This window comes from Maricaulis sp. (assembly GCF_030149515.1).
Classification (GTDB): domain Bacteria; phylum Pseudomonadota; class Alphaproteobacteria; order Caulobacterales; family Maricaulaceae; genus Maricaulis.
In genome coordinates, this window is record NZ_JASBRI010000024.1 from 114,489 (window position 1) to 125,635 (window position 11,147).

General features: G+C 67.8%; 9 protein-coding genes and 1 tRNA gene. 2 read left to right on the top strand and 8 right to left on the bottom strand.

What is annotated here, in order from left to right:
- The first annotated feature begins 99 nt into the window (after positions 1 to 99).
- Positions 100 to 606, top strand: a complete 507-nt coding sequence (locus Q1U94_RS11310; protein WP_300544612.1) for a DJ-1/PfpI family protein — start codon at positions 100 to 102, stop codon at positions 604 to 606.
- A 73-nt stretch (positions 607 to 679) separates the two neighbouring features.
- On the opposite strand, the gene Q1U94_RS11315 is transcribed toward Q1U94_RS11310, so the two are convergent.
- The 4 genes from Q1U94_RS11315 to Q1U94_RS11330 form a co-directional block, all read right to left on the bottom strand.
- Complete coding sequence (locus tag Q1U94_RS11315; RefSeq protein WP_300544614.1) at positions 680 to 1,891, bottom strand: hypothetical protein; 1,212 nt, start codon at positions 1,889 to 1,891, stop codon at positions 680 to 682.
- 20 nt (positions 1,892 to 1,911) lie between these two features.
- Positions 1,912 to 3,585 (bottom strand): methyl-accepting chemotaxis protein, encoded by a 1,674-nt coding sequence (locus Q1U94_RS11320; RefSeq protein WP_300544616.1) that lies wholly within the window; start codon positions 3,583 to 3,585, stop codon positions 1,912 to 1,914.
- Between the two features lie 774 nt (positions 3,586 to 4,359).
- Positions 4,360 to 4,436, bottom strand: a tRNA-Arg gene (locus Q1U94_RS11325).
- A 106-nt stretch (positions 4,437 to 4,542) separates the two neighbouring features.
- Positions 4,543 to 5,538, bottom strand: a complete 996-nt coding sequence (locus tag Q1U94_RS11330; protein ID WP_366917286.1) for a P1 family peptidase — start codon at positions 5,536 to 5,538, stop codon at positions 4,543 to 4,545.
- Positions 5,539 to 5,605: 67 nt separating this feature from the next.
- Between Q1U94_RS11330 and ggt the strand changes: the two genes are divergently transcribed.
- On the top strand, positions 5,606 to 7,312 hold the full coding sequence (gene ggt, locus Q1U94_RS11335; RefSeq protein WP_300544622.1) for a gamma-glutamyltransferase: 1,707 nt from the start codon (positions 5,606 to 5,608) through the stop codon (positions 7,310 to 7,312).
- 6 nt (positions 7,313 to 7,318) lie between these two features.
- On the opposite strand, the gene Q1U94_RS11340 is transcribed toward ggt, so the two are convergent.
- The 4 genes from Q1U94_RS11340 to Q1U94_RS11355 all read right to left on the bottom strand — a co-directional run bounded on the left by Q1U94_RS11340 (position 7,319) and on the right by Q1U94_RS11355 (position 11,072).
- Positions 7,319 to 8,296, bottom strand: coding sequence for an acetyl-CoA carboxylase carboxyltransferase subunit alpha (locus tag Q1U94_RS11340; protein ID WP_300544624.1), 978 nt, complete (start codon positions 8,294 to 8,296; stop codon positions 7,319 to 7,321).
- A 97-nt stretch (positions 8,297 to 8,393) separates the two neighbouring features.
- Positions 8,394 to 9,332, bottom strand: a complete 939-nt coding sequence (locus Q1U94_RS11345) for a site-specific tyrosine recombinase XerD (RefSeq protein ID WP_300544627.1) — start codon at positions 9,330 to 9,332, stop codon at positions 8,394 to 8,396.
- Positions 9,329 to 10,963: a hypothetical protein gene (locus Q1U94_RS11350; RefSeq protein WP_300544629.1), complete on the bottom strand. Its 1,635-nt coding sequence runs from the start codon at positions 10,961 to 10,963 to the stop codon at positions 9,329 to 9,331. The genes Q1U94_RS11345 and Q1U94_RS11350 overlap by 4 nt, the downstream gene beginning before the upstream one ends.
- The gene (locus Q1U94_RS11355) at positions 10,932 to 11,072 is read right to left on the bottom strand and encodes a hypothetical protein (protein ID WP_300544630.1); all 141 of its coding nucleotides are present in this window, start codon (positions 11,070 to 11,072) and stop codon (positions 10,932 to 10,934) included. The genes Q1U94_RS11350 and Q1U94_RS11355 overlap by 32 nt, the downstream gene beginning before the upstream one ends.
- Between the last annotated feature and the right edge of the window lie 75 nt (positions 11,073 to 11,147).

The window sequence follows — 11,147 nt, forward strand, 5'->3', positions numbered from 1 at the left end:
ACCTTGATTCTCCGGCTCAAACGACTATCCCTTAGGCCCGAATTGACTTTCGCGCGATTGCCGCGCGTCCGATTTATGCAAACGGAGAACACCAACTATATGAGACACAGCCATCGCCCGCGCAGGGTCGCCGCTTTCGTCGCCGAAACCGTGAATGTCCGGCAGCTGCAGACGGCTTCCGAAGCCCTGCAGCGCCACCACCGCCGCGCCGTCCTGGTGTCCGACCAGCACGCCCTACTGCGCGGTTTCAACGGTTCCGCCGAGATCAATTTCGCGGTGGCCGAGACGACCGGTGATATCGATCCGGCGGCTCATGACGCGCTGGTCCTGATGGACGGCGCCTCACGGCTTGCCGACAGTGCCTCGGGTCTGGCCAAGCGCTTCATGGAGGCCGGAAAGCCGGTCGTGGCACTGACCGGCAGTGCCGGCCTGCTCTCGGCCCTGCAGGGCCATGACGTCCCGTCCGGCACTACGGCCTCGGCAATTGTCGAAGGCCAGCTCTACGAAGTCGCCGACAGCGATGCCGACTGGAAAATCCTCGACGCCATTGCCGGCAAGCTGGATAATGAGCAGGCGGCGCGCCAGCCGGCACAGGCCGGCGCCTGATCCTCGGACATGGCCGGAAAGAAAAGGCGCGCCGGCGGCCCGGCGCGCTTTTTTGTCGATAGCGGCGCTGATATCAGCGTGAAAAACTGAGGATGATCCAGGATTTGGTCCGGTCGGCGGGGGCCGGAGCGACGCCCGGCCCGTCATACTCGGCGACCTGCCAGGACAATTCGATGCCGCCGTCGAACTCGGCCGTGATATGCCCGTCCCATTCCGAACCCAGGTCAGCCCCGGTACGTTCGGCCTCGAACTCGTGGCGGCGGAGGCCCGCCGACAGGCCGCGCAGCAGGCCTGCCTCCCAGTGCATGCCGTATTCGGCCATGACATTGAAGTCCTCGACACCGTCGACCGTGCCCTGGCGGCCACCGCCCGAAAAGGCGTCGGCCCAGCCGAGAACACCGTGATTCTTGCCCAGCGGGTTGGAAAACGCCGTCACTCCGTCCCCTTCGATCACGTCATAGCCGACGCTGAAGCTGGCGCCACCACGCGACACGGACACGTCGCCGGCCCAGTAGCCCAGGTCGAAATCGGTCGCGGCCGACCCGGAATCGGTTTGGCGGGCGTATAGCAGCGCATAGTCCATACCCCAGTCGCCGAAGGCGCGTTCGCCGGTCACTCGTCCGCCCCAGGTCGTGTTGGAGCGCTCCTGTGCGCCCGGTTCGGTGATGTCGATGAAATAGGCAAAGCCCGCCAGTCTCACCGCATCGCTGACGGCGTATTGCGCGCGCAGCAGGTGGCTGTCGCCGTCCCAGTGCGCGTCCTCGCCCGGACCGCGATTGAGCCGTGCGTGATAGACATAGCTCGCCGCAAACGCTCCGCTGGCATAGTCGATCCGCAGTGCATCGTGGGAATTCTTGTCCTGGCGCCAGCCGGCCGAGCCCACAAACCGCCCGTCGTCGAAATCGACATACTGGCGGCCGGCAGTCACGGTGACCGCTTCGCTGACCGCATAGGCGAGTTGCAGCCGGTTGAGCTCGGTGAAGGCCCCGTCCTTGATGCCGGTATACTGGGTGAGCCCGTTGAGGCCGGAATTGTAGTCGTCATCACCGTCGAGCGCGGCGACATTCTCGATCTCGCCCAGGAGGGTGAAACCGTTCCACTCCGGCGAGCGCCAGCCCAGCTGGGTGCGGAGCGTGGCCGCGTCGGCACCCAGCTTGCCGTCCTGGCTGGCATTCTCGTAGCGGGCCCGCAGGTTGAACAGTATGTCGCCCGGACCCTGGGCCATGGCGGGAGTGGCGATGCCGAGCGTCAGTACGGTGGCGGTGATTGTCTTTTGAATGGTCATTGTGATCTCCGGGTGCGCGATCAGGCGGCGCGAATGCTTTCGAGAAAACGGTCGAATTCGGTCTTCCAGGCGGAATGACGCGTCGACATCTGCTCGGCCGCACTCAGCACGGATTTCGATACATCATCGGTCTGGCGCGTGAATTCGGCTACGCGCTGCACATCGCTGGAGGCCGACGTCGTGCCGTCCTGGGCCCGCTGGGCGGATTGTGCAATCTCGGACGTGGCAACGCGCTGCTGCTCGATCGCCGACGCCGATGCAACGGCCACTTCACCGAGCTGGTTCACCGCGTCCAGCGCCTTCGATGCCGACGTCGTGCACTGCTCTGTGGCGGACTGGATCCCGGACACGCGTTCGGCAATCTGCTGCGTTGCCTGGGTCGTCTGCTCGGCCAGCGCCTTTACTTCCGATGCGACGACGGCAAATCCCTTGCCGGCCTCCCCGGCGCGGGCAGCCTCGATCGTGGCATTGAGTGCCAGCAGGTTAGTCTGGCTGGCAATGGTCTCGATCAGATCGATGATTTCACCGATGGCGTGGGCCGACTGCGCCAGTTCGCGAATGACATCGGCACTGGTTCGCGTCTCCTCGCCCGCCTGTTGCGACAGCTCGCTCGTGCGGGCAACCTGGGTGGAGACCTCGGTGATCGACGCCGCCAATTCCTCCGATGCAGCCGCAACCGCCTGCACGCTGGCCGCGGCATTGCCGGCGGCCTCGTGGGCCGAATTCGAGACAGTGGCAGCCTCACCTGAAGTCGACTGCATCTGCGTCGCCGACGCGGACAATTGCTCCGATGCCGCCATGACGCTGGTCAGCAGCTCGACCGATACCTGCTCGAACCGGGTCACCGCCTCTTCGGTCCGCGACTGGCGCTCAGCCTTCGCCCTGGCTTCGTCCGCTTCGCGAGCACGAAGTGCGTCGGCCGCCGCCAGGGCATCCTGCAGCGTCGATACCGCCCGCGCCAGCTCTCCGAACTCGTCACGGCGGTCAAGACCGGGAACGTCGAGGCCACGCCGGCCGTCGGCGAGCGCGCCGAGGATGACCTGCACCTTGGATACCGAGCCCCGTATCGTTCCGCCGACAATCTGCGTCAGCGCGAACAGACCCGCAGCCGTCAGAACCACCGCTGCGACGGCGACCCACAACGAGACCTGGGCCATGCGGTCGAGTTCGGCCCAGGCAATCTCGAGATCGGCCGCGGCTCCGTCACGCACGGTCTCGATCGCGATATCCATTGTATCGTCGAAATCGGCCAGCCGGTCGATGAAGGCAGCCGTCTCGGCATCGGACAGGCTGGCGATCCGGTCCATGCGCGCATTCATGAGCGCGCCCAGCGCCGCGTACTGGCTGCGCACTTCCTGCAGCGCCGCTACATAGCCGGGCTCCACGACAATGGACTCGGCTTCGCTGAGCGACACGCCGAAATCGGCAAGGTTGGCGCGCGCCGCGTCGACCCGGTCAGGCGTGGGAAGGGCCGCCATGAGATAGGTGTCACGCAACAGCGACGTCAGGTCCTTTTCCACCGTGTTCGCCGCGATCAGGCTCAGGGTCGCGTGCTGGGCGGCGGCTTCGGCCTCGCTCATCGCACTGCGAACCAGGCCGTTCACAAGGACGTAGGACAGCATCAGGGCAACGGAGGCCACGGCGAGGAGGAGCAGCCGGGCTTTCAGCGAGAGACGGTTCAGGCTGGAGAACATCTACTACTTCTTTCAGGTCCAAAGGTTCCGGGGTGGCGAATTTCGCCCTTTCCCGCTCATGGACACGCAGGCTTAATCATTCCTTTCCAGGAGGCCGCGCAATAACCTTCTGATATTTCATATTTTATTCGGGCGCCGCGCCGCAACGGCCGTCCGGGACAGGGTTTTCGGCCTGCCCAAGCCTGCGGGTACTGGGTACCGCCGGATCTGACGCAGTCATCAGTTTTCCTGGCAATGCGCTCGCCGCGCGCATAAAAAATGCGGCGGTGCCGTGATCGCCGCCGCATCGATTTCCGGATGCCGTGATAACGGTCATCCGCGCTTCGCGGGCACCTTCCCGGAGGGATACCGGCCGATCGACACCGTGCGAACCGGGCACAGTGTTCCAGCCGTCCCGCCCCGTCTCCAGTCCGATGAGATGAGTGCCGGGAGCCTGCGACGGACGCAGCCCGCAGCGGCGAATCTATCCGGCCAGCTCGCCCCATCGGAGCCGCGAGCGTAGCGAATTGCCATGAGATCAAGGAAATGGCGCGCACCGGAAGATCGAGCTCAAACCCCGCAGCCCTGAGCGCGTTCCAGGTGAGCATCGACCCGGACACCGACGGCGGCGACGAACTCGGGTCGAGCGGAGCGGGAACAACGGCGAGAGTGACGCGCACCTCGCGGGATCGAGCTCAAACCCCGCAGCCCTGAGCGCGTTCCAGGTGAGCATCGACCCCGACACCGACAGCGGCGACGAACTCGGGTCGAGCGGAGCGGGAACAAATGAGAGAGTGGCGCACCGGGGAAGATTCGAACTCCCGACCCCCAGATTCGTAGTCTGGTGCTCTATCCAGCTGAGCTACCGGTGCTGGCCGTATCCTTCAGGGCTCAGCCCCGAAGAGGCGCGGAACCTACCCGCGCCTTTGCGTGAAAGCAAGTGCCCCGTGGCGGCAAATGCAGAGGCGTGTGCAGCCCCTATTCGCCCTGTTGCCGGCGTGCGGCGTGGACGCCGCGCGCGACGGCCCGGGCCAGCGTGTCCGCAGCGGCGGCGCCCAGTTCGGCCAGGGCCGGATCGGCATTGTCCGGCAGCGGCTGGCCCCCCGTCGACAGCGTGAAGACGACATCGCCGTCGAAGGGCGTATGCACGGGCCGGATTGCGCGGGCGAGACCGTCCTGGGCCATGATGGCCAGCCGCCGGGCCTGGGCCGGCGACAGCGCAACATCGGTCGCAACGACCGCGATCGTGGTATTCTCGCGGGCGCCCGGATTGTATTTCGCGGCCCCCCAGTCCTGCGGCGGCATCGACCAGCCTGCCGGCGGGCGCCCCCCGCCGAACTCGCCGTCGATCTCGAACGGCCAGGCCCAGTAGACATCGCCCGCACCCGGCAGGGTGACCGAGCCAAAGGAATTCACGCAGACCAGCGCGCCGATCGTATAGCCCGCCAGGGTGACCAGCGAGGCGGTACCGGTGCCGCCCGGATGCGCCCCGGCCATGGCTCCGAAACCGGCCCCGGCCCGGCCCAGCGCGACCGTCTCGCCCGCTGCGTCCAGGGCATCGCGTCCAAGCCGCCGGTAGGGCGGATCATCGCCCCAGGCCTTGTCGCCGCCATTGGCCAGATCATAGAGGATCGCCGAGGGGACGACCGGCGATTTGGGGACGCCGGGCAGGTCCATGAGGGCAAAGCCGCGTCCGCGCGCGCCCAGCGCTGCCGCCACGCCGTCGGCGGCGGCAAGCCCGTAGGACGAACCGCCGGAGAGCACGACGGCATCGACCGCATCGACTAGGGTGTGGGAAGCCAGGGCGTCCGTCTCGCGCGTGCCCGGTCCGCCGCCGCGCACATCGACCGCACAGACGGCGCGCCGGTCCGGCAGGATCACCGTCACGCCGGTTTTCACCGCCGCATCCTCGGCCTGGCCCACGCGCAGGCCGGAAACATCGGACAAACTGTTGGTACTCCCTGGCGCAGCCACTATGCCCCCCTTATCTGTCGCGAATGTCGCGTCTATCGTGACGGGAAGTTTTCGAGGGGCAAGTGCGATGTTGCGTATTCTGTTGACGACCACAGTGCTGGCCGCGGGCCTGACGATGGGCGGTTGTTCGGGCGGGGAGCCGGAGCGGGCTGCCGGTCCGGCCATGATTGCGGCCGCCAATCCGCTGGCTGTCGAAGCCGGGCTCGAGGCGCTGCGCAATGGCGGCGATGCAGTCGATGCGGCAATTGCCGTGCAGAGCGTGCTGGGCCTGGTCGAACCGCAGAGTTCCGGTCTCGGCGGCGGCGCCTTCATGCTCTATTACGACGCCCAGACCGGCGATCTCACCGTCTATGACGGACGCGAGAAAGCCCCGGCCACGGCAGGGCCCGACCTGTTCCTCGACGAGAACGGCCAGCCCCTCGGCTTCTTCGAGGCCGTCTTCTCGGGACATTCCGTGGGCGTGCCCGGCGCCGTCGCCATGCTGGCCATGGCCCACGACGATCATGGCGAACTGGACTGGGCCGACGGCTTCGATACCGCTACCCGCCTTGCCGAAGAGGGATTCGAAGTGTCGCCGCGCCTGGCCGGCCTGATTGCGGCCGTTGCCCCGCGGACACCGCTGGACGAATGGGAGGCGACCCGGGACTATTTCTTCACGGACGATGGCGCCCCCCTGCCCGCCGGCCATGTGCTGAGCAATCCGGCCTATGCCCGGACCACTCGCGCACTCGCCGAAGACTGGCGGGCCCTTTACGAAGGCCCGCTGGCCGAGGAGATCGTGGCGGCCGTGCAGGCCGGTCCGAGGCCCGGCGGGCTGACCCTAGAGGATCTGGCCACCTACCGGCCCGTGCGCCGCGAGGCATTGTGCCGGCCCTATCGCGACTGGACGGTGTGCGGGGCTCCGCCGCCCTCCTCCGGGGGCGTCGCGGTGAACGAGCTGCTGGGCCTGCTCGAACCTTTCGACATGAGTGAAACCGGGCCGGAAACGGTGGAAGGCTGGCGCCGTTTCATCGAGGCCAGCCGCCTGGCCTATGCCGACCGCGACGCCTATGTGGCCGACACGGATTTCGTGGCCGTGCCGGTCGACGGCCTGCTGGACGACAACTACATCCGCGCGCGCGCCCGGCTGATCGACCGCAGCGATGCCATCCCGGCGGTCACGCCCGGCACGCCCCCCGGCGCCGTGACACCGGGTGCAGATGCCACCGCGGACGTGCCCGGCACGAGCCATTTCGTTATCGTCGACAGCGACGGCGACGTGATCTCGATGACCACGACCGTCGAGAGCGTGTTCGGCAGCCACCGCATGGCCGGCGGTTTCATCCTGAACAACCAGCTGACCGATTTCTCCCGCGATCCGATGGATGCGGACGGCCGGCTGGTGCCCAATGCGCCCGAAGGCGGCAAGCGGCCGCGCTCGTCCATGTCGCCGACCATCGTGTTCGACGCCACGGGCAATTTCGAACTCGCCACCGGCTCACCGGGCGGCTCGTCCATCATCGCCTACACCGCCAAGACACTGGTCGGCATGCTGGACTGGGGCCTGACGCCGCAGCAGGCGATCGATCTGCCCAATGTCGTGGCGCGCGGCGATGTGGTGCGTATCGAGGACAGCATGGGCTCGTCCGTCGTCGACGGTCTGACCGGTCTGGGTTTCACCCTGGACGCCAATCGCGGCGAGAATTCCGGCCTGCATATCGTGCGGCGGCTGGAGGACGGGACGCTGGCCGGCGGGGCCGATCCGCGCCGGGAGGGCGTGGCGCGCCAGCCCTGAAGCGCGCTACTCGCTTTCCAGACGGCCGATGGCCAGGAAACGCTCGCGGCGCTGCCTGCGCAGATCCGCGGGCGACAGGCCGTCCATGGCGATGAGATGTTTCTCGATCGCATTGCCCACGGCCTTCATCGTTTCCGCGGGATGCCGGTGCGCGCCGCCGATGGGTTCCGGGATGACCTGGTCCACGATCTTGAGGTCCAGAAGATCCGGTGCCGTCACTTTCATCGCGACCGCCGCATCCCGGGCCCGCGCCGAATCCTTCCACAGGATGGAGGCGCAGCCTTCCGGCGAGATCACCGAATAGATCGAATGCTCCAGCATCATCACGACATTGCCGGAGGCCAGCGCGACCGCGCCGCCGGACCCGCCTTCGCCCGTGATGGTCGAGATCAGCGGCGTGCCCAGGGAAAGACAGCGCTCGGTGGAGCGGGCAATGGCCTCGGACTGGCCGCGTTCTTCCGCGCCCAGGCCCGGATAGGCGCCGGCCGTGTCGACAAAGGTCAGCACCGGCAGGTCGAACTTCTCGGCCAGGTCCATCAGGCGGATCGCCTTGCGATAGCCTTCCGGGCGCGCCATGCCGAAATTGTGCTTGATGCGGGTTTCCGTGTCGTGGCCCTTCTCGTGCCCGATCACCACCACGGACCGGCCACGGAACCGGCCCAGACCGCCGACGATGGCGGCGTCCTCTGAGAAACGCCGGTCACCGCACATTTCCTCGAAATCCTCGATCAGCGCCTTGCGGTAATCGCGAAAGTGCGGGCGTTCCGGGTGCCGGGCGACCTGGGTCTTTCGCCAGGGGTCGAGCTTGGAATAGAGCGCCGCGAGCTGTTCGTTCGCCTTGTGGCGCAGACGCGCTGTTTCCTCGGCGGTGTCCGGCGATTCATCGCCCGACGTGCCCGCGAGGTTTTCAAGCTCTTCGATCTTGGCTTCCAGTTCGGCCAGGGGCCGCTCGAAATCGAGATAGGTACGTGTGGGGTCGGACATGTCCTGCCAACGCCTGTGAACGCAAAAGGTCCGGGCAACCTAGCCAGCCCGGCGCACGGTCACAAGCCTCCTCAGCCGTGCTTACGCATACGTCAACTCAGTCCGGCTCATCCCGCTTGCGGGCCAGGGGGTGTGCGGTTTCCACCAATGTTTTCAAACGCTCGTCGAGAACATGCGTATAGATCTGCGTGGTCGAGACGTCGGCATGGCCCAGCAGCATCTGCACACTGCGCAGATCGGCACCCCGGGCCAGGAGATGCGTGGCGAAGGCGTGACGCAATACGTGCGGCGACACCTTTTCGGGATCCAGGCCGGCCGCCAGGGCCAGCTCGCCCAGAATCTGGGCGAAACGCTCCCGCGTGACATGGCCCGATTTCGCCGTGCGCGAAGGGAACAGGAAGCGCCGGGCCTTGCGGGCACGAACCGGATCTTCCGGCAGGTGCGCACCGCGAACGTCACGATAGGCGGCCACGGCCTCCAGGGCATTCTGCGTCAGGGGCACAAGGCGTTCGCGCCCGCCCTTGCCGGTGACATGGATGCAGCGTTCGGCGCGCGCGAAGGCCCCCAGCGGAAGCGAGACCAGTTCGCTGACCCGCAGGCCGCCCGCATAGAGCACCTCCAGAAGGGCGCGTGTGCGCACGCCGCCCGGCCCGTCCAGATGTCCTGCCGCGTCGAACAGCGCATCGACATCGGCTTCGCTGAGCACTTTGGGCAGGCTGCGCCCGCGCTTTGGTGCCTTGAGCGGCGAGGCCGGATTGTCGCTGCGGCGGCCCTCCGACAGCAGGAATTTGTAGAAGCGCTTGATGGCCGACAGGCGCCGCGCCGCCGTCGAGGGGGCCAGCCCGTCCCGGGCGAAACCCGCCAGAACGTTTTCCAGATCGCCGGTCGTTGCCGAGGCAAGATCGCACCCCTGTCGCGACAGGCGTCCGGCGACGTCATCGAGATCGCGCCGGTAGGCGTCCAGCGTGTTGACCGCCGCCCCGCGCTCAGCCGCCATCATGTCGAGGAAAAGCGCGATCTCCCGCGGCGCGCTCACAACGCCCTCTTCACCGCCCGCTCGAGCAGCAGCGACAACGCCGCCCGGCGCAGGCCCACGGCGTCGATCGCGGCAATCGCGCGGCTGTAGGCATCGGCATCGCTCCCCGTTTCGGCCGTGTTGAGCACCGAAATCGCCAGCAGCGCCGCTTCCGCATGCGCACCCGCCCGCACGGCCATGTCGAGCGCCGCGAGGCCGCCGGTACCGGCTGCAGGCCGGGCGTCAAGCAGTGCGGGACGCAGATCGGCCGGTGCCGGCGCACCCAGCCGCGACAGGGCGAGGATATCCGGCACGACAGCGGCGCCATGGCCTTCGAACCAGGCGCCCTGAATGGCTTCGAACTCGCCGCCGCGCAGACGGTCTGCGGCAATGGCGATCGCCATGTCCAGCGCCACCATCCGGCGCGGGGCGGGCGGCGTCCAATCCGGCTCGGGAACCACTGGGAGCATCGTTCCGTCACCCGGCTTGCCCTCGCCGACCAGGCCGGCCGGCACCATGACGACGGGGTCGGGACGCGGCGGTCCGTCGACGAGCGCGTTGCGCCAGCGGCGGGCCGCGTCGACATTGCCCACGACAAGCGCCGCCAGGGCGATCTCGTAGCCGTGTTCCAGCGTCGCCGCCGTGACCGGAAGGGTCTCGATTTCACGGCCATGATGGCGCGCAACATGGATGAAACGATTGCCCCCGCCCGTGTCGGCCAGGAGCAGGCCCAACGCCCGGCCGGCGAGCTCACGGTCGCGGCCCTGCGCCAGAACGGCCTCCAGCGCATGATGCCGCTCGCGGCCGGTCAGCGTCTCGGCCTCGGCAAAGGCAGCTGCCGGATCGGCAGCCGGTTCGCGATGGCGGCCACCCGCCTCGTGCACAACGCGGCGTAGCCAGGCGGGTGCATCCTCGGCCAGCGCCGGCATCGCCGCATCGCCGCCGGCCAGATAATGCTCCATCGCCCATTCCAGCCCGCTATCGGCCGCGGGCGCATCATCCGCCAGGGGCGTATCCAGGGTGATGGCGTAGAGACGGGCATCAAAGCCGGCATCCTCGGCCTGGCTGCGCGCCAGCTCGGCCGTCAGCTCGGCCGCGGCGCCCTGCCCGCTCAAGGCCAGGCAGAAGGCGCGCACGCGCAGCCAATAGGCCGTGTCGCGCTGTTCCAGAAGCGCGTTGGCGGTGCGGCAGGCGCGGTCGGGCTGGCCGGTCGCAAATCCCAGTTCCGCATGCCACCGGGCCAGTCCGGGCATGCGGTTGACGCCGGGGGTACGCTCCAGAAGGTCGAAGGCATCGTCGGCGCCCGCGGCCACCAGAAGGCGTTCGGTGCGCAAACGCGCCAGACCGGCATCGCCGCGGCCGCCCGCCGGAGGATGGCCGCCGGAGACCAGCACGCGCCGGGCCGTTTCGGCCAGCGCCTCGCTTGCATAGCCGTCACCGTCGACGCCGGGCAGCCGGTTCAGCACGGCCTCGGCCATGTCGCGCCCGGTCCCCTCCCAGAGGCGGCCGGAAAGCGCCGCTCCGGGCAGGCTGACCTCCAGCGGATCGAGGGCATCGAGCCGCTCGACCTCGATCGGATCCTGCGCCGCCGCCGTGCCGGCCAGCAGCACGGCCGCCAGGCTAGCGCGGGAAATCGTCTTCCAACTCGACACTGACACTCTCCCGGGTCGGCTCCATGCCGTTGGCGATCACGACCAGCGCGACGAACCCCAGTGCAGCCAGGCTCACGACAGCCGCCAGTCCGAACAGGAATCCACGCATTCATCTCACTCCATGACCGCAGGCCCGGCTGCAAGCCGCTGCACCGGGCGAACGGTCATGAGCCTAACCGCGATT

Excerpts from the sequence above, each read along its gene's own strand:
- Q1U94_RS11310 (WP_300544612.1), top strand. The coding sequence starts at position 100 with ATGAGACACAGCCATCGCCCGCGCAGGGTCGCCGCTTTCGTCGCCGAA.
- Q1U94_RS11315 (WP_300544614.1), bottom strand. The coding sequence starts at position 1,891 with ATGACCATTCAAAAGACAATCACCGCCACCGTACTGACGCTCGGCATC.
- Q1U94_RS11320 (WP_300544616.1), bottom strand. The coding sequence starts at position 3,585 with ATGTTCTCCAGCCTGAACCGTCTCTCGCTGAAAGCCCGGCTGCTCCTC.
- ggt (WP_300544622.1), top strand. The coding sequence starts at position 5,606 with ATGTTGCGTATTCTGTTGACGACCACAGTGCTGGCCGCGGGCCTGACG.
- Q1U94_RS11340 (WP_300544624.1), bottom strand. The coding sequence starts at position 8,296 with ATGTCCGACCCCACACGTACCTATCTCGATTTCGAGCGGCCCCTGGCC.
- Q1U94_RS11355 (WP_300544630.1), bottom strand. The coding sequence starts at position 11,072 with ATGCGTGGATTCCTGTTCGGACTGGCGGCTGTCGTGAGCCTGGCTGCA.